Origin of the sequence: Micromonospora sp. PLK6-60 (assembly GCF_019890675.1) — a bacterium.
Classification (GTDB): Bacteria; Actinomycetota; Actinomycetes; order Mycobacteriales; family Micromonosporaceae; genus Micromonospora.
Genome location: NZ_JAIOAA010000010.1, coordinates 1 through 19,114, shown reverse-complemented (window position 1 = coordinate 19,114; position 19,114 = coordinate 1). Strand labels below are relative to the sequence as shown.

Annotated in this window: 18 protein-coding genes and 1 pseudogene; 8 read left to right on the top strand and 11 right to left on the bottom strand. The window is 74.5% G+C overall.

Annotated features, from left to right (window positions below; translation table 11 throughout):
- The first annotated feature begins 116 nt into the window (after positions 1-116).
- Positions 117-692, top strand: a complete 576-nt coding sequence (locus K7640_RS19250) for a Uma2 family endonuclease (protein WP_222956267.1) — start codon at positions 117-119, stop codon at positions 690-692.
- Here K7640_RS19250 and K7640_RS19245 read toward each other — a convergent pair.
- On the bottom strand, positions 673-1,095 hold the full coding sequence (locus K7640_RS19245) for an ester cyclase (RefSeq protein ID WP_222956266.1): 423 nt from the start codon (positions 1,093-1,095) through the stop codon (positions 673-675). The two genes, K7640_RS19250 and K7640_RS19245, sit on opposite strands and share 20 nt — an antisense overlap.
- A gap of 237 nt (positions 1,096-1,332) precedes the next feature.
- Here K7640_RS19245 and K7640_RS19240 point away from each other — a divergent pair, with 237 nt between their 5' ends.
- The gene (locus K7640_RS19240; RefSeq protein ID WP_222956265.1) at positions 1,333-2,358 is read left to right on the top strand and encodes a glutathione S-transferase family protein; all 1,026 of its coding nucleotides are present in this window, start codon (positions 1,333-1,335) and stop codon (positions 2,356-2,358) included.
- A gap of 85 nt (positions 2,359-2,443) precedes the next feature.
- Here K7640_RS19240 and K7640_RS19235 read toward each other — a convergent pair whose 3' ends face one another.
- Both K7640_RS19235 and K7640_RS19230 read right to left on the bottom strand, forming a co-directional pair.
- Positions 2,444-3,406, bottom strand: a complete 963-nt coding sequence (locus tag K7640_RS19235; RefSeq protein ID WP_222956264.1) for a complex I subunit 1 family protein — start codon at positions 3,404-3,406, stop codon at positions 2,444-2,446.
- A gap of 485 nt (positions 3,407-3,891) precedes the next feature.
- Positions 3,892-4,515, bottom strand: a pseudogene (locus tag K7640_RS19230) (NADH-quinone oxidoreductase subunit C); the annotation flags it as partial.
- Positions 4,516-4,688: 173 nt separating this feature from the next.
- Here K7640_RS19230 and K7640_RS19225 point away from each other — a divergent pair.
- The gene (locus K7640_RS19225) at positions 4,689-5,735 is read left to right on the top strand and encodes a glucose 1-dehydrogenase (RefSeq protein WP_222956263.1); all 1,047 of its coding nucleotides are present in this window, start codon (positions 4,689-4,691) and stop codon (positions 5,733-5,735) included.
- A gap of 9 nt (positions 5,736-5,744) precedes the next feature.
- On the opposite strand, the gene K7640_RS19220 is transcribed toward K7640_RS19225, so the two are convergent.
- Positions 5,745-6,314, bottom strand: coding sequence for an NADH-quinone oxidoreductase subunit B (locus K7640_RS19220; RefSeq protein ID WP_222956262.1), 570 nt, complete (start codon positions 6,312-6,314; stop codon positions 5,745-5,747).
- 136 nt (positions 6,315-6,450) lie between these two features.
- Between K7640_RS19220 and K7640_RS19215 the strand changes: the two genes are divergently transcribed.
- The 3 genes from K7640_RS19215 to K7640_RS19205 all read left to right on the top strand — a co-directional run bounded on the left by K7640_RS19215 (position 6,451) and on the right by K7640_RS19205 (position 9,330).
- Positions 6,451-7,014: an RNA polymerase sigma factor gene (locus K7640_RS19215; protein ID WP_222956261.1), complete on the top strand. Its 564-nt coding sequence runs from the start codon at positions 6,451-6,453 to the stop codon at positions 7,012-7,014.
- The gene (locus K7640_RS19210; RefSeq protein ID WP_222956260.1) at positions 7,007-8,245 is read left to right on the top strand and encodes a hypothetical protein; all 1,239 of its coding nucleotides are present in this window, start codon (positions 7,007-7,009) and stop codon (positions 8,243-8,245) included. Before K7640_RS19215 ends, K7640_RS19210 begins: the two co-directional genes overlap by 8 nt.
- Positions 8,246-8,403: 158 nt before the next feature.
- Positions 8,404-9,330, top strand: a complete 927-nt coding sequence (locus K7640_RS19205; protein WP_222956259.1) for a hypothetical protein — start codon at positions 8,404-8,406, stop codon at positions 9,328-9,330.
- Positions 9,331-9,414: 84 nt separating this feature from the next.
- Here the strand turns inward: K7640_RS19205 and K7640_RS19200 are convergent, their stop codons facing one another.
- The 3 genes from K7640_RS19200 to K7640_RS19190 all read right to left on the bottom strand — a co-directional run bounded on the left by K7640_RS19200 (position 9,415) and on the right by K7640_RS19190 (position 12,706).
- Positions 9,415-10,899, bottom strand: a complete 1,485-nt coding sequence (locus tag K7640_RS19200; protein WP_222956258.1) for an aminotransferase class V-fold PLP-dependent enzyme — start codon at positions 10,897-10,899, stop codon at positions 9,415-9,417.
- Complete coding sequence (locus K7640_RS19195) at positions 10,896-12,290, bottom strand: MFS transporter (RefSeq protein ID WP_255609485.1); 1,395 nt, start codon at positions 12,288-12,290, stop codon at positions 10,896-10,898. The genes K7640_RS19200 and K7640_RS19195 overlap by 4 nt, the downstream gene beginning before the upstream one ends.
- 101 nt (positions 12,291-12,391) lie before the next feature.
- Positions 12,392-12,706: an MGMT family protein gene (locus tag K7640_RS19190; RefSeq protein WP_222956257.1), complete on the bottom strand. Its 315-nt coding sequence runs from the start codon at positions 12,704-12,706 to the stop codon at positions 12,392-12,394.
- Positions 12,707-12,719: 13 nt separating this feature from the next.
- Here K7640_RS19190 and proB point away from each other — a divergent pair, with 13 nt between their 5' ends.
- Both proB and K7640_RS19180 read left to right on the top strand, forming a co-directional pair.
- Positions 12,720-13,877 (top strand): glutamate 5-kinase, encoded by a 1,158-nt coding sequence (gene proB / locus K7640_RS19185; protein ID WP_222956256.1) that lies wholly within the window; start codon positions 12,720-12,722, stop codon positions 13,875-13,877.
- A gap of 67 nt (positions 13,878-13,944) precedes the next feature.
- Positions 13,945-15,186, top strand: coding sequence for a glutamate-5-semialdehyde dehydrogenase (locus tag K7640_RS19180; protein ID WP_222956255.1), 1,242 nt, complete (start codon positions 13,945-13,947; stop codon positions 15,184-15,186).
- A 96-nt stretch (positions 15,187-15,282) separates the two neighbouring features.
- On the opposite strand, the gene K7640_RS19175 is transcribed toward K7640_RS19180, so the two are convergent.
- The 4 genes from K7640_RS19175 to K7640_RS19160 form a co-directional block, all read right to left on the bottom strand.
- Entirely contained in the window at positions 15,283-16,101 is an 819-nt protein-coding gene (locus K7640_RS19175; protein ID WP_222956254.1) for a prenyltransferase/squalene oxidase repeat-containing protein, read from the bottom strand.
- Between the two features lie 78 nt (positions 16,102-16,179).
- Positions 16,180-17,427: an adenylyltransferase/sulfurtransferase MoeZ gene (moeZ, locus tag K7640_RS19170; protein ID WP_255609484.1), complete on the bottom strand. Its 1,248-nt coding sequence runs from the start codon at positions 17,425-17,427 to the stop codon at positions 16,180-16,182.
- A gap of 41 nt (positions 17,428-17,468) precedes the next feature.
- Positions 17,469-18,332 carry a DUF3152 domain-containing protein gene (locus tag K7640_RS19165; protein ID WP_255609483.1) on the bottom strand — a complete coding sequence of 288 codons (864 nt, stop codon included), beginning with the start codon at positions 18,330-18,332 and terminating at the stop codon, positions 17,469-17,471.
- A 57-nt stretch (positions 18,333-18,389) separates the two neighbouring features.
- Positions 18,390-19,112: a DUF3152 domain-containing protein gene (locus K7640_RS19160; protein WP_374198105.1), complete on the bottom strand. Its 723-nt coding sequence runs from the start codon at positions 19,110-19,112 to the stop codon at positions 18,390-18,392.
- Positions 19,113-19,114: the final 2 nt, after the last annotated feature.

Here is a 19,114-nt window from a genome sequence, read left to right as displayed (position 1 = left end):
CGCTCGCTCATGCCGCTCATCCTGCCCTGTGGCCACGGCGCGCGCGACCACCACCCTGGGGATTACACCGGTATCGTGGGGCGCGGGGAGAACGACGCACCGGGAAGGGCCTGTCGATGACCGCCGCGCTGGAGAGCGACCACCCGCCCGAGCGCGCGTGGACGACCGACGATCTGGACGCGTTGCCGGAGGACGGTCGCCGCCGCGAACTGCTCGATGGAGTGTTGCTCATGTCCCCCTCCCCCACCCGGATGCACCAGAGCATCGCGATGCGGCTCGGCGTCGCACTGGACGAGGACTGCCCCGACGGGTACGACGTGACCCAGGGGGTGGAGGTGCGGATCAACCGGACCCGCTCCTTCGTTCCGGACGTGCTGGTCACCACCTCGGCCGCGGCCGCGCGTGAGCCGTCCCGGTACGAGCCGCACGAGGTGGCGCTCGCCGTGGAGATCGTCTCGCCCAGCACCCGGTCCATCGACCGGGTGCTCAAGCCGGCCCTCTACGCGCAGGCCGGGATCCCCTTCTACTGGCGGATCGAGATCGAGGACGAGGGCATCGTCGTCTACACCTACAAGATCGACCCGGTGCACGAGGTCTACACCGAGACGGGCCGGTGGACGAAGTTCGTCGACACCGGCGAGCCCTTCCCGGTGAACCTGCCGATCAGCCGGATCACGCCCCGGGGCCGGTGAGCGGGGGCAGCATCTCCACGCCGAGCTGCTGGAGGGTCTGGAACAGCTCGTTGACACTCCACACGTCGGCGATCCGCCCGTCCGGGTCGAACCGCAGGAACGTCGCCCCGGAATAGCTGGCCACCCGGCCGGTCGGCGGCACCGGGCCGAACTGCCCGGCCTGGGTGCCGGCGGCCCGCCAGCGCACCGCCACCCGGTCACCGGCCGCCACCAGGTCGACGATCTTGTAGCGCAGGTCGGGGAACGCCGCCCGCCGGTCCCGGTGCCAGGCCAGCGTCGCCGCCGGCCCGGTCCCGCCCAGCCCAGGACAGCCGGCGGCCACCAGCTCGTACGCCGAATCCTCCCGCCCGCCGTTCCACACGTCCGCGACGAACCGGCGGGCCGCCGCCTCCACGTCGATCATCCGCGCAGCGTAACCGGCGCTCGGCGAGCCGGCCGGCGGAGCTGGCGCTCGTCGGACGAGCCCGGCGGACCTGGCGTTCGACGGCCCGGCCGCGCGGACATGGCCCGCCATGGACGTGCCCGGCGGACCTGACAGTCGCCGGACGGGCCCGGCGGACCTGGCGCTCGGCGGGCCGGCCGGGCGGCGATCGGCCAAGATGGGGGCGGAGACGGACGACGGGATCTTCGAGGGGGCGGCGTGGCCGAGCAGACAGGTGGCAAGTACGTCGAGCCGGGCGGTGAGTTCACCCGGGACCAGCGCTACATCGCGACCCGGATCACCGCCGACGGGCGGGACGGGTGGCCGGTCGAGCCGGGCCGGTACCGGCTGGTGGTCAGCCGGGCCTGCCCCTGGGCCAACCGGCTGATCATCGTCCGGCGCCTGCTCGGCCTGGAGGACGCCCTCTCGATGGCCGTCGCCGGCCCCACCCACGACGCGCGGAGCTGGACGTTCGACCTGGACCCGGGCGGGCGGGACCCGGTGCTCGGCATCGAGCGGCTCCAGGAGGCGTACTTCGCGCGGTTCCCCGGCTACGAGCGGGGCATCACCGTGCCGGCGATCGTGGACGTGCCGACCGGGCAGGTGGTCACCAACGACTACGCGCAGATGAGCCTGGACCTGTCGACCGAGTGGACGGCGTACCACCGGCCCGGGGCGCCGCAGCTCTATCCGGAGCCGCTGCGCGGCGAGATCGACGAGGTCAACGCGGTGGTCTTCGCGGACGTCAACAACGGCGTGTACCGGTGCGGCTTCGCCGGCAGCCAGGAGGCGTACGACAAGGCGTACCACCGGCTCTTCGACCGGCTGGACTGGCTGACCGAGCGGCTGGCCGGGCAGCGGTACCTGGTCGGCGACACGATCACCGAGGCGGACGTACGGCTGTTCACCACGCTGGTCCGCTTCGACCCGGTCTACCACGGGCACTTCAAGTGCAACCGGCAGAAGCTGGCCGAGATGCCGGTGCTCTGGGCGTACGCCCGGGACCTGTTCCAGACCCCCGGCTTCGGCGACACCATCGACTTCGACCACATCAAGCGGCACTACTACGAGGTGCACCGGGACATCAACCCGACCGGCGTGGTCCCGCTCGGGCCCGACCTGTCCAACTGGCTCACCCCGCACGGCCGGGAAGAGCTGGGCGGCCGTCCGTTCGGCGACGGCACCCCGCCGCCGCCTCCCCCGCCGGCCGAGCGCGTCGACCCCGCGCACACCCCGCTGGGCTAGCGGGGCGCTGCGGTGTTAACAGGGGGCCCTTCCTATTTAACAGGGGGCCCTTCCTATACCGAATGCGTTAACAAGGGCCCCCTCCTTACACCGCCAGCCGAACGCCCGCCGTGAGCACCAGCTGCCCCAGGGAGACCGGCACCAGCACCAGCCAGCAGAGCCGCTGGAGCTGGTCCTCCCGCAGCCGCGGGTAGCTCACCCGCAGCCAGATGATCACGAACGAGACGGCGAAGACCTTGAGCAGCGTCCAGAGCCAGCCGAGCTGGGCGTCGGCGAACGGCCCCTGCCAGCCGCCGAGGAACAGCACGGTGGTCAGCGCGGCGATCACCACGATGCCGACGTACTCGGCGAGCAGGAAGAACGCGAAGCGCAGCCCGGTGTACTCGGTCAGATAACCGAAGACCAGCTCGGAGTCGGCGATCGGCATGTCGAACGGTGGCCGGCGGATCTCGGCCAGCCCGGCCAGGAAGAACACGATCATCGCGGGCGCCTGCCAGAGCAGCCACCACGGCCGCCACGCCTCGACGATGCCGGACAGGCTGAGCGTGCCGGCCGCCATCGCGACCGACGCGGCGGCCAGCACCAGCGGCAGCTCGTACCCGAGCAGCTGGGCCGCGCCGCGCAGGCCGCCGAGCAGGCTGTACTTGTTGGCCGACGCCCAGGCCGACATCAGCACCGCCACCACGCCCACGCCCACCACCGCGAGCACGAAGAACAGGCCGATGTCCAGCGGCTGGCCGACCAGGTCGTTCGGGCCGAGCGGGATCACCAGCAACGCCAGCAGGTAGGGCACCAGGGCCACCACCGGGGCCAGCCGGAACACCGCCCGGTCCGCCTCCCGCGGGGTGACGTCCTCCTTCTGCACGAACTTGACCCCGTCGGCGACCAGCTGGGCCCAGCCATGGAAGCCGCCGGCGTACATCGGGCCGAGCCGGCCCTGCATGTGGGCCATCACCTTGTGCTCGGCCTGGCCGACGATCAGGGGCAGGGTGAGGAAGGCGACGAGCACGCCGCCGACCCGGATCACCAGCTCCAACCAGGTCGGCATCAGTGCGTCCCTTCCTCGTGGTCGGCCCGCTCGGTGGCGGCCGGGCCCCGGGCCGAGGGCCGGTCGGCGGGCGGACCGGAGCGGGCCGGCCCGTCCCCGGGGCCACCGGTGGCCCCGGGCAGCGGACCCGACGCCGGCTCGGCCGGCATCGCCTCGGTCTGGGCCGCCTCGGTGGGGGTCACACCGGCCTGGGCCGCTTCGCCCGGGGTCGCACCGGCCTCGGCCGCCTCGCTCGGCGCCGCACCGGCCTCGGCCGCCCCGCTCGGCGTCGCACCGGCCCGGGTCGCGTCGCTCGGGGCCACGCCGGCCTGGGTCGCGTCGCTCGGGGCCGCGCCCGCCTGGGTCGCGTCGCTCGGGGTAGCGCCGCCGGGTGCCGGGCCCGCGCTCCGGTCACCCGGGGTCGCCGGGCCGGCCGGCCGGGGCGTACGCGCAGGGCGGTTGCCCGGCGCGGGCCGGGCCGGACGCTCCCGGGCCGGGCGGGCCGGGGTGCCGCCGCGCGGCCCCTCCCCGACGCCACCGGCCCCGGCCGGCGTAGGCGTGGTGCCCCACTCCCCCGGCGCCGGCACGCCCGGCGGGCGGATCGGGCGGCGCCCGCCGCCGGCCTCGGACTCGCCCGGCTCCTTCGCCCCGGGCCACGGCTTGGCCACCCGGGAGGCGAGCACGAACTCCTTGCGCAGCGGGTGCCCCTCGAACTCGGGGGGCAGCAGCAGCGGTCGCAGCTCGCCGTGGCCGGTGAAGTCGATGCCGAACATCTCGTGCGTCTCACGCTCGTGCCAGGCCGCGCCCGGATAGAGGTCGACCACCGAGGAGACCGCCGGGCTGTCCCGGGGGATCCGGGTGCGGATCAGCAGCCCGTGCCGATGGGTGGTCGACCACAGGTGGGCCACCACGTCGAAGCCGTCGGCCAGCTCGTCCACCGCCGACAGCCAGTCGAAGAAGTCGCAGCCCAGCTCGGCGTCGTCCCGGGCCGCGCGGAGCGCCTCCCGCCAGCTCGCCGGGGGTACGTCGACGGTGGCCCGGGCGTACGACTGGCCGCCGGAGGCCGACGGGGTGACCTCGACGGGCCCGAGCAGCGTCGCCAGCCGACGGCCGACCTCTTCCGGAGTCATGCCGCTGATCCTATGGCCCGGGCCCGCCCGGACGAGCCGCGCGCCGTCCGAGGTGCAAGGAGGGGCCCCTTATTAACAGACGTCTGTTAATAAGGGGCCCCTCCTTGCACCCGCACCTCGAGCTTTTGTGGGTTTTCGGGCGGGCGGGCGGTGGGCGGGGAAAGATGAGCATCGTGCGCGCTGTGACTGTGATCCCCGGTGTCCCCGGCTCGCTGCGCCTGACGCCGGATCACCCGGAGCCGCCGACCGAGGAGGGCGGGATCCTGGTCGAGGCGCTCGCCGTGGGCATCTGCGGCACCGACCACGAGATCATCGACGGCCACTACGGTGAGCCGCCGCCGGGCACGGACACCCTGGTCCTCGGGCACGAGGCGCTCGGCCGGGTGATCGAGGACCCGAGCGGCACGCTGCAACGCGGTGACCTGGTCGCCGGCATCGTCCGGCATCCGGACCCGGTGCCGTGCGCCAACTGCGCGGTCGGCGAGTGGGACATGTGCCGCAACGGGCAGTACACCGAGCACGGGATCAAGGCCCTGCCCGGCTTCGCCCGGGACCGCTGGCGGTTGCAGCCGAAGTTCGCCGTCGGCCTGGACCCGATCCTGGCCCCGGTCGGGATGCTGCTGGAGCCGGCGAGTGTGGTGGCGAAGGCGTGGGACCACATCGAGCGGATCGGCGGCCGGGCCGAGTGGAAGCCGCAGCTCGTCCTGGTCACCGGCGCCGGGCCGATCGGGCTGCTGGCGGCGCTGTTGGCCGTGCAGCGCGGGCTCGCCGTGCACGTGCTGGACCGGAACACCACCGGCCCGAAGCCGGACCTGGTGCGGGCGCTCGGCGCCACGTACCACACCGGGACCGTGGGCGAGCTGGATTTCGAGCCGGACATCGTGGTGGAGTGCACCGGCGCGCCCGTGGTGGTGCTGGACGCCATGTGCAAGGCGGGACCGGCCGGGGTGGTCTGCCTGACCGGGGTCTCCAGCGGCGGGCGGACCATCGACTTCGACGCCGGGGCGCTCAACCGGGAACTGGTCCTGGAGAACAACGTGGTCTTCGGCTCGGTGAACGCCAACCGCCGGCACTGGGACCTGGCCGCCGAGGCCCTGGCCCGCGCCGACCAGGACTGGCTGGGTTCGCTGATCACCCGCCGGGTGCCGGTGGAGCGGTACGCCGAGGCGTACGCCCATCAACCGGACGACATCAAGGTGGTGCTGGAATTCGCCCGCTGACCGGGAGGGTCAGCCGGTCGGCGGACGGACCGTGGGCGCGGTCAGCGACTCGACCGAGCGGGCCGGCGGGGCCGGCGGGTCCACCGGCGGGGCCAGCCGGTCCGGGCGGGGCACCCCGCCCACCCCGGACTGCTCGGCGGCGATCTTCTCCTGGAGGCGCAGGATGCCGTGCAGCAGCGCCTCCGGGCGGGGCGGGCAGCCCGGTACGTACACGTCGACCGGGATGAGCTGGTCGACGCCCTTGGTCACCGAGTACGAGTCCCAGTACGGGCCGCCGCAGTTGGAGCAGGCGCCGAAGGAGATGACGTACTTCGGCTCGGGCATCTGGTCGTAGAGCCGCTTCACCGCGGGCGCCATCTTGTCGGTGACCGTGCCGGAGACCACCATCAGGTCGGCCTGCCGCGGGCCGTGCGCGAACGGGATGACGCCGAGTCGCATGAAGTCGTGCCGACCCATGCTGGTCGCGATGAACTCGATGGCGCAGCAGGCCAACCCGAAGTTGAACACCCACAGCGAGTAGCGCCGGCCCCAGTTGAGCACGAACCGGATCGGCTCGCCGAGCACCGCCGGCAGCTGCACCTCGGGCCCCCTTCCGCTGTCCCCGAACCGACAGTCAACCACAGCGCTGAATCGGCGACCGGTGCAACCGGAACAGGCATCGAGGCGTGTGACCGGAGTCGAACCGCGTGGGCGGGCGACCTACGGGGAGGATCAGGTGACGGTGACCAGGGAACCGAGGCTCGACAAGCCTCCACCCGGCACAGCCGGGCCGGACGAGGACGGGCGGTCCGGGGCGGTCGACTTCGACCAGCTCTATCACGCGCACTTCCGGTCGTTGACCATCCAGTTGACCGCCTACTGCGGTGACCTGCCGCAGGCGCAGGACCTGGTGCAGGAGGCGTTCTGCCGGGCGTTCGCCCGCTGGTCCCGGGTGTCCCGGTTCGACGACCCGGTGGCCTGGGTCCGCCGGGTCGCCTGGAACCTGGCCACCAGCCGGTGGCGCCGGCTGCGCACCGCCCAGTCCTTCCTGCACCGGCAGCGGGTGGAACACGTGCCCGGTCCCGGCCCGGACCGGGTGGCGCTGCACGCGGCGTTGGCGCAACTGCCCGCCAACCACCGCCGGGCGGTGGTTCTGCACTACCTGGCGGACCTTTCCATCACCGAGATAGCGGCCCAGGAGGACGTGGCGGAGGGCACCGTCAAGTCCTGGCTGCACCGGGGACGAGCGGCGCTGGCCAGCCAGCTGGCCGCGACGAGCGAGGTGAACAACCGTGACTGAGTACGAGGACCGGCTGGTGGATGCCGAGTTCACCGCCTACCGCGACGCGCTCGTCCCGGCCGTCCAGCCGGCCGGGCCGGACGCCGCCCGGGCCACCGTCCGCCGCCGCCGGCACCGTGCCGTCGCCGTCACCGCCGCCGCCGTGGTGCTCGCGGTGGCCGTGCCGGTCGCCGGCCGGGCCGCCCTCGACCGGGAGTCCGGGCCGCCGGATCCGGGACCCGCGCAGTCCGTCGAGCCGTCACCGACCGGTACGGGCGCACCGTCCCCGTCGGCCGCGCCGTCCACGTCGCCCCCGGTCTCCCCGCCGGCCGGCTCCCCGACCGGGTCCGCCGGCGCGGAGGTGCCGACCGTGCCGGACGGCCGGATCAGCCGGGCCCAGCTGCTCGCCGGCAAGGTCGACCTGCCGGCCTGGACGCCCGAGGAGTGCGCGGCCGGCGGCGGGGTTCGGCTGCGCAAGACGGACCAGGACGTCGGGGTGCCGGCCCTGCTCTCGCTCGCCCACGGCGACATCGACGCCGACGGCGCGGACGAGACGGTGGCCCTGCTCGGCTGCCGGTACGGCGAGGCGGTCGGCAAGCAGGTGGTGGCCTTCGACCGGGACACCGCCGGCCGGATCGTCACCCTCGGGCAGGTGACCCGCACCGGGGAGGGGCAGCGCGACATCCTGGCGTACGAGGTGACCGACGGCGGGTCGGTCCGGGTGCGGGTGGCCGACATCCAACCCTGCTGCGACGTCCCTACGTACCTGGCCCGGGACCAGTGGCGCACGTACCGGTGGCAGGGCGGGCGGTTCGCCCAGACCGGCGGCCCGACGGAGTTCGGCCCGGACGATCGGCTCACCGACCTGGCCCTGACCGCCGGTGAGCTCGTGCTGAGCACGCCGGGCGCGGACGGGAAGCGGACCGGCTCGCTGACCGTCACCGTGGTGAACAAGGGCCCGGTCGACGTGCCGCTGCTGGGGTTCGTCGGCCTGGACCGGTTGGGTGAGCGGGCCGGTGGGGACTTCGCGCAGTGCCGCGACCTGCCTGAGGTGGGACCGCACTGGGCCAGCTGCGTGACGGGCGGGCTGCCCGCCGGGCAACGCCGAAGCTTGACCTTCACCGTCCTGGTCGACGGGTCCACGTCCGGCGACCCGGCGGTCGTCCGGGTCGTCCACTACGACGCGCAGAACAAGGGCTGGCCTGATCTCGTCGAGACGAACAACGGGGCCGACGTCCGCAGCGCGGGCTGATTCGCCACCGCTCGCGTCCGCCCGGCACGGGGCAGGCGGACGCGAGCGGTTGGTCCCTATCCGTCCACTGGGGACGAAATGGTCCGCCGGTCGTCGGTAGGGTGCCCGGTGCGCGCCGAGGCTTCCCGGCGCCGCCGCATCACGGGGAGGAACACCGCATGTCTCGTACCATCCTGCGCCTGGGCACCGCCGCCCTGGCCGCCGCGACCGGGCTGGCCGTCGCCGCCGCGCCCGCCGTCGCCGCCGATCCGGTCGCGAACCTGACCGTCTCGACCAACCGGCTGGTGCTGGACCCGGCCGACCGGGGTTACCAGGGCACCCTCAAGATCACCGTAGCGAACACCGGGACGGCCGGCGCCTACCCGACCGTCCGGATCACCGAACCGGTGGCGGCCTCGCTGCGGCTCAACGGGACCGGCCTGAGCTGCAACTGGAACGAGTCGACCACCAGCCGGCAGGCCATGCACTGCGACGACCTCCAGAAGCTCGCACCGGGCCGCAGCCGCATCTACCGCATCCCGTTCGAGGTGCTGACCACCGTTCGGGACCGGGCGATGAGCGTCGACGGCGGCGCGGTCGCGGTCAACACCACCGGCGATTACCCGCTCAGCGCGGACGTCCCGTTCGCCACCCTGTTCCGGGCCAGCGACGGCAGCCTGCGCAACCCCGAGCCGTACGTGCAGAGCACCCGGCCGGACGCGTCGGTGAGCGTCGGCGACGCGGTGCTGACCCAGCAGGAGGACGGCAGTTGGTCCGGCCGGCTGCCGGTCACCGTCCGGTACGCCAACGACGCCCCGCATCGCCTGATCATCGGTGAACTGTCCCTGCCGGACGGGGTCCGCTACCGGGGGACCGACCCGGCGACGGGGCCGAGCGGGGGGTCCGACTTCGACGTGCCCGGCGGCCCGTTCCTGGCGGGCGAGGAACGCACCGTCGACGTGCTGCTCTCGGCCGACGCCGACGCGGGGATCACCCCCGGCGAGGTGGGTCCGGTCACCGTGTCCCTGTTCATCCACTGGTTCCCGCAGGTGGAGGACCTGAACCCGGCCGACAACGTGGCCACCGGCACGATCAGCGCCAGCTGACCGTCGCTCGCCCCGGCCGGATCCGCTCCGGCCGGGGCGACGTCGTTAGGGCACCTCGGGGCGACGCCGCCACGGCGGCGCCCGTCACCAGGCCGGGCGCTGGAGCAGCCCGACGAACTCCACCAACAGCCGTTCCCGCACCGCCACCGGCACGACGTCGAGCAGCGTGTTCACCACCGCCATCCGCGCCGGCAGCGGCCCACCGGCCGGGTCGCCGCCGAGGCCGAGGCCGGCGGCCAGCCCGGCGACCAGCTCCGGGGTGAGCGCCTCCGGGGTCAGCGCCCCGGCCAGCGCCAGCAGCTCCGCCGACAGCCGCACCGGCCCGGCGGCCCGGGTCGCCGCCACCGCGCCGGCCAGGTCCGGGCCGAACTCGGCCACCCGGGGGGCCACCGCCGCGGTCACCGTCAGGTGCACGCTGGCCGGCAGCCCGGCGTACGACAGCTGGGGCTGGGTGTGCCAGCCCCGCTCGGCCAGCTCGTCGACCAGTACGAACAGGTCCAGGTCGGCGTCGTCGGCGGTGAAGCAGACCACCGTCGCCTCGGGTTCGGCCAGCAGCCGCAGCCCGTCCACCGCGCCGACCGCGGCGGCCAGCCCGCGTACCGCGTCCCGGGTCTGCTCCGCCAGCCGCAGGTAGCCGTCCTCGCCCAGGTGCCGCAGCGTGGCGTACGCGCCGGCGATCGGGCCGCCGGAGCGGGTGGAGGCGATCACCGGGTTGACCATCGTGTACCCGGGCCAGTCGGCGTACCCGAAGTACTGCGGGGCGCGCAGTGCCGGATCCCGGTGCAGCAGCACCGACACCCCCTTCGGGGCGTACGCGTACTTGTGCAGGTCGACGGAGATCGAGGTGACCCCGTCGACGGCGAAGTCGAACGGGGGCACCGGCTCGCCGAGGCGGCGCAGCCAGGGCAGTGCCCAGCCGCCGAAGCAGGCGTCCACGTGGCAGCGCACCCCGGCGGCGGCGGCCACCGCCGCGATCTCCGCGACCGGGTCGACCACGCCGTGCGCGTACGACGGGGCGGAGCAGGCCACCAGCACCGTCTCCGGGCGGATCGCGGCGGCCACGTCGGCCACCGCCGGCCGCAGGGTGGCCGGGTCCACCGGCACCCGGTCGAGCGCCACCCGCAGGTAGTGCGCGGCCTTGGCGAAGGCGGCGTGCCCGCTGGCCGGCACCACCAGCCGCGGCTCGGCGATCTCGGGCCGGGCGTCCCGGGCCGCCTTGACCGCCAGGATCAGCGACTCGGTGCCGCCGCCGGTGACGCTGCCGACCGCCTCCGGCGCGCTGCTGCCCGGGCCGCCGCCGAGCAGCCGGGCCGCCGCCCCGACCAGCGCGTTCTCCATTGCCAGCAGGGACGGGAAGGCGGTCGGGTCGAGCCCGTTGACGTGCGCGCACTCCGCGTACGCGGCCCGGGTCAACTCGTCCAGCCCGGCCACCCCCGGGTCGTACACGTAGGCGAACAGCCTTCCCCCGTGCGTGGGCCGGTCCCCCGCCCGCAGCGCCCGGATCTCCGCCAACACCCGCCCCGCGGCCACCCCGTGCTCGGGCAGCGCGCTCCACTTCTCGTCGATCATGGACTGGTGGCGCCCTTCTTGTAGTGGTCAGCGGCTTTCCTCCCCCACCACGACTCCATGATCGGCGGAGCGGGGGGTGGGGGTGGGGGGAGGGTGTAGTGGCGCAGCAGCACCAGGGGGGTGGCTACCAGGAGGGCTGGTAGGGCGGTGAAGCCGAGGAGGATGCCGAGGCGGGCGGTGGCCGGTTGCGTCGCCGCGACGCCGGTGGACGAGGAGACGTAGCCGGAGAGCTGGAGGACCAGGCCGTAGATGCCGGGACCGAGGGCGAGGCCGAAGGTCTCCCCCGCCGTCCACAGGCCGGTGAACACGCCGGCCTGGCGGCGGCCGGTGCGGGCGGTGTCGTACGCGATGCAGTCCGGCAGCATGGCCAGGGCGAAGACCTGCTGGCCGGCGTAGCCGGCGCCGATCAGCGCGACCACCGCGTACACCCCGGCGGCCGGCAGCGCCGGCGCGGCGACCAGGGCGGTCGCGCCGGCGGCGAAGAGCAGCGAGGCGACGACCAGGCCGGCCCGTTTCCCCGCCCGGGCGCCGACCCGGGTCCAGAGCGGCATGACCAGCAGCGCCGGGCCGACGAAGCAGGCGAAGAGCAGCGTCGGGCCGGTCTCCGGGGCGGCCAGCACCTGGTCGGCGAAGTACTTCACCCCGGCCAGCACGGTCGCCACCCCGGCCGACTGCACCACGAAGCAGACCAGCAGCACGCGGAACGGCCGGTTACCGGCGGCCACCGCGAGCTGGGCGCGCAGGCTCGGCTCGCTCTCCCCGACCGCTCCGACCGGCGCGGCCCGGGTGCCCAGGAAGGCCCCCACCGTGCCGGCCACGATCAGCGCGGCGACGAACAGGCCCATCCAGCGGTGCCCCGGCACGCCCCCGCCACCGCCGGTCACCACGGCCGGGGCCACCGCCCCGGAGACCAGGATGGCCAGCGCCAGCACCGCGATCCGCCAGGTCATCATCCGGGTACGCTCCGCCGGGTCGGCGGTCAGCTCGGCCGGCATCGCCACGTACGGCACCTGGAAGAAGGCGAACGCCGTCGCCGTCGCCAGGAACGCCACCGCCACGTACGCCCCGGCGGCCGGCCCGCTGCCGAACGGCGCCGCGAAGATCGAGGCGAAGAGCAGTGCCAGGGCCAGTCCGCCGCCGAGCAGGTACGGCCGGCGGGGCCCCCAGCGGGACCGGGTGCGATCGGAGATCCGCCCGGCGACCGGGTTGACCAGCACGTCCCAGGCCTTCGGCAGCAGCACCAGCAGGGCGGCCACGCCCGCCGCGACGCCCAGCGTGTCGGTCAGGTACGGCAGCAGGAGCAGCCCCGGCACCGTCCCGAAGGCACCGGTGACCAGGGAGCCCAGCGCGTACCCGAGGTGCACGCGGCGCGGCAGCCCGGAAACGGTCATGGAGCCGAATGCTACTCACGTTATGGCCTCGGTCACAGCCCCTCGCCGGCTCGGTCTCCGCTCCGGTCAGCGCGCCTCACCGGCTCGCCGCACCCCCGGGTTCAGTGCCCCTCGTCCGGCCACCAGGCCGCCGCCGGCATGTCCACCCCGGACGGGCGCAACGGGCAGCCCTCGGCGCGCAGCCGGGCCCGCGCCTCCCGCTCGTGGCCGGGCGGCAGCCGGCCGGCCGAGTTCACCACCCGGTGCCAGGGCACCCCGCCCCCGTGCCGGGCCATGATCGAGCCGACCAGCCGGGCCGAGGCCCGCCCCGATCGCTCGGCCAGCGCGTCGGCCACCGCCCCGTACGACATCACCCGGCCGGGCGGGATCCGCTCGACCAGCTCCAGCACCGCCTCGACGTACTCGTCAGGTGTCACGAGCTGCCAGAGTATGGGAACGGCGGCGGGCACGGCGGACCCGAGCGCGCAGAATGGTCGGGTGCGTGAAGCAGTCACCTCGGCCCGGCGGGTCGTCGTCAAGATCGGCTCGTCCTCGCTGACCACGGCGACCGGCGGCCTGGACGACTCCCGCGTCGACGCGCTCGTCGACCCTCTCGGCGCGCTGGCCGCCCAGGGGCGGGAGGTGGTGCTGGTCTCCTCCGGCGCGATCGCCGCCGGTCTCGCCCCGCTCGGCCTGCCCCGGCGCCCGCGCGACCTGGCCACCCAGCAGGCCGCCGCCAGCGTCGGCCAGGGGCTGCTGATCGGCCGGTACGCCGCCGCCTTCGCCCGGCACCGGCTGACCGTCGGGCAGGTGCTGCTCACCGTCGACGACGTGACCCGCCGCGCGCACTACCGCAACGCGTACCGGACCCTGCGCAAGCTGCTCGACCTGCGGGCGGTGCCGATCGTCAACGAGAACGACACGGTGGCCACCGAGGAGATCCGGTTCGGCGACAACGACCGGCTGGCCGCGCTGGTCGCCGCGCTCGTCGACGCCGACCTGCTGGTGCTGCTGTCGGACGTGGACGCGCTCTGGACCGGTGACCCGACCCGGCCGGAGAGCACCCGCATCACCGACGTACGCGGCGAGGCCGACCTGGCCGGGATCGACATCGGCGGCGCCGGCCGGGCCGGGGTGGGCACCGGCGGCATGGTCACCAAGGTCGAGGCGGCCCGGATCGCCACCGGGTTCGGCATCCCGGTGGTGCTCACCGCCGCCCCGCTGGCCGCGCCGGCGCTGGCCGGCGAGCCGGTCGGCACCTTCTTCCATCCGAGCAGCCGGCGCCCGGCCGCCCGGCTGTTCTGGCTGGCGCACGCCACCGCGCCCCGGGGGCGGCTGCACCTCGACCCGGGCGCGGTGCAGGCGGTGGTGGGCCGGCGCAAGTCGCTGCTGCCCGCCGGGATCACCGCGGTGGACGGCGCGTTCACCGCCGGCGACCCGGTCGACCTGGTCGACACGCAGGGCGCGCCGGTGGCCCGCGGGCTGGTCAACTACGACGCGGTGGAGCTGCCCGGGCTGCTCGGCCGCTCCACCACCGAGCTCGCCGCGGCCCTGGGCCCGGCCTACGAACGCGAGGTCGTCCACCGCGACGACCTGGTACTGCTGTAAGCAGGGGCCCCCTTTTAACACACGTCTGTTAATAAGGGGCCCCTCCTTTCACCTCAAGGGAGTGGGAATGAGCGTGACCGAGCAGGCCCGGCGGGCCCGGGACGCGGCGGAGGCCCTCGCGGTCGCCACCCGTACGGCGAAGGACGCCGCGCTGCACGCGATGGCCGACGCGCTGGTGGCGCGTACGCCGGAGATCCTGGCCGCCAACGAGGCGGACCTGGCGGCCGGGCGGGCGGCCGGGCTGACCGCGGCCGTGCTGGACCGGCTGGCGCTGGACGCCGGCCGGGTGGCGGGCATCGCCGACGCGCTGCGCCAGATGGCCGCACTGCCCGACCCGGTCGGCGAGGTGGTCCGCGGCTCGACCCTGCCCAACGGGCTCGAACTGCGGCAGATCCGGGTGCCGTTCGGGGTGGTCGGCATCATCTACGAGGCGCGGCCGAACGTGACCGTGGACGCCGCCGGGATCTGCCTGAAGTCCGGCAACGCGGCGCTGCTGCGCGGCTCGTCGTCGGCGGCGCACTCCAACGCCGCCCTGGTCACGGTGCTGCGCGACGCGGTCGCCGGGGCCGGGCTGCCGGCCGACGCGGTGCAGCTGCTCGACGCCACCTCGCGCGACTCGGTCAAGGAGCTGATGCGCGCCCGGGGCCTGGTCGACGTGCTGATCCCGCGCGGCGGGGCGTCGCTGATCCGGACCGTGGTCGAGGAGTCCACCGTGCCGGTGATCGAGACCGGGGTGGGCAACTGCCACGTCTACGTGGACGCCGCCGCCGACGTGGCGAAGGCCGTGGCGATCACCCTGAACGCCAAGACCCAGCGGCTGTCGACCTGCAACACCGCCGAGTCGCTGCTGGTGCACGCGGCGATCGCGGACGCCTTCCTGCCGCCGGTGCTGGCCGCGTTCGCCGAGGCCGGGGTGACCGTGCACGGTTCCCCGGAGGTGGCCGCCCACTCCGCCGCGGTGGTGCCGGCGACCGACGAGGACTACGCCACCGAGTACCTCTCGGCCGACATCTCGGTCGCCGTCGTCGACTCGCTGGACGCGGCGGTCGCGCACATCCGGCGGTACGGCACCGGCCACACCGAGGCGATCGTCACCGACTCCCAGCCGGCGGCCCGGGAGTTCGTGGCCCGGGTGGACGCGGCGGCGGTGATGGTGAACGCCTCCACCCGGTTCACCGACGGCGGCGAGTTCGGCTTCGGCGCCGAGATCGGCATCTCCACCCAGAAGCTGCACGCCCGCGGCCCGATGGGCCTGCCCGAACTGACCAGCACCAAGTACGTCGTCACCGGCGACGCCCACCTCCGCTGACGTACCGGCCCGCCCGGGGGTGACGTGCGGCAAGTCGTGGCCTCCCGGGCGCGGGAGGGGCCGACTTGCCGAAAGTCGCGCCAAGCCACGCGGGGGTCAGTGGGGGCGGCAGGCGCGGAGGGCGGTGAGGGTGGTGTGCACGTCGAAGCGGTGGCCGTCGTCGCTGTCCCAGCCGCCGTCGGTGCGTTGCGTCTCGGCGAGCCGCTTGCGGGCCCCGGCCAGCACCCACTCCTCGTCGCCGAGCCCGATCCGGCGCAGGGTGGCGGCCAGCCAGGCCACGTTCGACGGGGACAACCGTGGGATCCGCTCGGCGAGCACCACCTGGATGCGGGCCGACTCGTAGAACATCTGCTGGCGGTGCAGCACGGCGGCGGCCAGCCAGCCGGTGGCCAGGAACGACGGCCAGCTCCCGTCGGGCGCGAGCTGCCCGGCGAGCAGCTCCGCCGCGCCCCGCACCACCGGCGCGTACGGGCCAGGGTCGTCGTACGGGCCGGCGGGCCCCGCGAGGCTGAGCCAGAAGGCGGCACCCGCGGTGAGGTAGAGCCGGGCCGCCGGGTCGCCCGGGCGGGCCCACTCCGGCGCGGCCTCGGCCAGCCGCTCGTCCTCGTCCCAGCCACCGTCGGGCAGCTGCCGGCCGGCCAGCCAGTCCAGCGCCCGGCGGGCCGCCGGGCGGTCCAGGGCGCCCAGGTCGTCCAGCTCGACCAGCCGGAAGCAGGTGGCGTCGACGGAGGCGACCTGGGCGTCGGAGAGCGCGGGCCAGCCGCCGTCCGGGGTCTGCCCGCCCTCCACGGCGGCGAGCACCTCCGCCGGCACCGGCGCGCCGGTGCGCAGGTGGGAGAGGCGGGCGCGTTCCACCGGGTCGCCGTGCGCCACCACGTAGCCGACGGCCGCGTCCAAGTCCACCACGGCGGACACGTTAACGCAGGTTAACGCGAGTCCGCCTCGGCGGATCGGCCAGCGCCGGCCGACCCGTCGAGGCGGGACGGGACGCGCTCAGTACTCGGGCAGCGACGGGTCGATCTGCTTGATCCAGGAGAGCACGCCGCCCTGGACGTGCACCGCGTCGGAGAACCCGGCGGCCTTCAGCGCGGCGAGCGCCTCGGCGGAGCGGACGCCGGACTTGCAGTGCAGCACGATCTGCCGGTCCTGCGGCAGCCGCGCCAGCGCCTCGCCGGAAAGGATCTCGCCCTTGGGGATCAGGGTCGACCCCGGGATGCGGACGATCTCGTACTCGGCCGGCTCGCGGACGTCGACCAGGAAGACGTCCTTGCCGGCGTCCTGCCACTCCTTCAGCTCGCGGGCGGTGATGGTGGAGTCCGCCGCCGCCTCCTGCGCCTCGACGGAGACCGCGCCGCAGAAGTCCTCGTAGTCCTCCAGCAGGTCGGTGACCGTCGGGTTCTCGCCGCAGAGCGCGCAGTTCGGGTCCTTGCGAACCTTGATCTTGCGGTAGCTCATCTCCAGGGCGTCGTAGACCATCAGCCGGCCGACCAGCGGCTCGCCGATCCCGGCGAGCAGCTTGATCGCCTCGTTGACCTGGATCGACCCGATCGAGGCGCAGAGCACGCCGAGCACGCCACCCTCGGCGCAGGACGGCACCATGCCGGGCGGCGGGGGCTCCGGGTAGAGGCAGCGGTAGCAGGGGCCGTGCTCGGCCCAGAACACCGACGCCTGGCCGTCGAACCGGTAGATCGAACCCCAGACGTACGGCTTGCCGAGCAGCACCGCCGCGTCGTTGACCATGTACCGGGTGGCGAAGTTGTCGGTGCCGTCGACGATCAGGTCGTACCCGGAGAAGATCTCGCGGACGTTCTCCCGGTCCAACGCGGTGTTGTGGATCTCGACGTTGACCAGCGGGTTGATCTCGCGGATCGACGCGGCGGCGGACTCGGCCTTGGACCGGCCGACGTCGGAGACGCCGTGGATGATCTGGCGCTGGAGGTTGGACTCGTCGACGGTGTCGAAGTCGATGATGCCGAGGGTGCCGACGCCCGCGGCGGCGAGGTACATCAGGGCCGGCGAGCCCAGGCCGCCGGCGCCCACGCAGAGCACCCGGGCGTTCTTCAGCCGCTTCTGCCCCTCGACCCCGACGTCGGGGATGATCAGGTGACGCGAGTAGCGGCGGATCTCGTCTACGGTCAGCTCGGCGGCGGGTTCGACGAGCGGGGGCAACGACACGGTGGACTCCCCGGGTTCGGCGGTGGGACCGCGCCATTGTCGCTCGCTACCGGGGGCATCGGCCATGATGAGGGCCACCCCGCCCGGCATGCGGGAGCGGGAATAACTCAGACCCCCTCGGCCGACTCGCCCTCGTAGCGGGTCCCGTCGACGTACGGCCAGGCATTCGCGACGCACCCGTCCAGGCCGTACGTCTGCTGCTGCATCACCGGGGCCGGGGCGCCGGGCCGGGGGCAGGCCTGGTGCAGCTCGCCGAACTCGTGCCCGACCTCGTGGTTGATCACGTACGTCCGGTAGACCGCCAGCGGGGCGCCGTAGTCGGGCACCCCGTCCATCCAGCGCGCCAGGTTGATGATCACCCGTCCGGGCAGCCGGCACGAGGTGTAGCCCTCGGTGTGCAGGCCGCCCTCGGCGCACATCTGCTCGGAGGTGCCCGGGGTGGCCAGATAGACGGTGAAGTCGGCCGCGTCCGCGTCGGCCACCCGCTGCACCCGCAGTTCGCCCGAGGCGGTCCAGCTCCGGGCGTCGCCGAGCACGTCGTCCACCTGGGCGGCGAAGGCGTCAGGGTCCCGGCCGCTGTCCTGTTCGACCGCCACCCGGTAGCGGCGCAGCGGCCCGGCGGAACCCCGTACGGGCGAGGCGCCGGAGGCGGTGGCGAACGACCCGGACCCGGTGGCCGGGTAGCCGGCCGCGGTGTCGGGGTGCGGCGCCACGGCGTCGGGATGGGTGTCCGCCCCACCCCCGCCGCCCTGGGCGACCACGGTTCCGCCGCCCGCCGGTCGGCCGGCCCGGTCCCCGACGGTGCCGTTCCCGGTCACCTCGACCACCCCGACCACGGCGCCGAGCAGGGTCAGCCCGATCAGCGCGGCGCGGCGGCGGCGCCGGCGCATCCGGAGCCGGCGACGCACGAGGTACGGATTCGGCTGCGGGTCGGGCCGGACGGCCGGACCCGGAGGGGACACGGGTGGCATGAGACCAGCATGACAGGCAAATCGGACTAAATCCGGCTATCTGCCACCTTTAGTGCCTCACCGTCGCGGGCCGGTGTACCGCCGGCCGTTCAGGTAGGGCCACGGGTTGGGCCGACAGCCGTCGAAGAACAGCGTCTGCTGCTGCATCACCGGCGCCGGCCGTCCCGCGCCGGGGCAGCCCTCGTGCCGGTACCCCAACTGGTGGCCCACCTCGTGGTTCACCACGTACAGGCGGTAGGTGTCGAGCGGGACGCCGGCCGCCACGAAGTGCGGCACCGAGGTGCGCCACCGGTCCAGGTTCAGGATCACCTTCCCCGAGGTCCGGCAGGACGTGTACGGCCGGCCACCCACCCGGATGTCGACCCCGCCCGCCGCGCACATCCGGCCCGCGGTCGCGGCCGTGGCGAGATAGACGGTGAAGTCCGCCCGGACCCCCGGGCCCACCCGCTGCAACCGCAGCCCGCCACCGTCCACCCAGCTTCCCGGCCCGGCCAGCGCGGCCTGCACCGTCGCGGCGAAGGCGGGCACCTGCTCGCCCGAGCCGACCTCCACCGCGACCCGGAACCGGCGCAGCACTCCGGAACGGCCGAGCACCGGCCCCGGCTGCTCCACGTACCCGAAGACGCCCCGGCCCCGGGCCGGAACCGGCCCCGGCAACCGCAGCACCGGGGCGGGGTCGGCCACCTCGCCCACCAGCGGACTCGCCTCCGGTGCGCCGCCGGCGGGTGCCGTGGTGGGGCTGGTCGGGAGAGCCCACGTCTCAACCCCCGGCACCCGCAGCT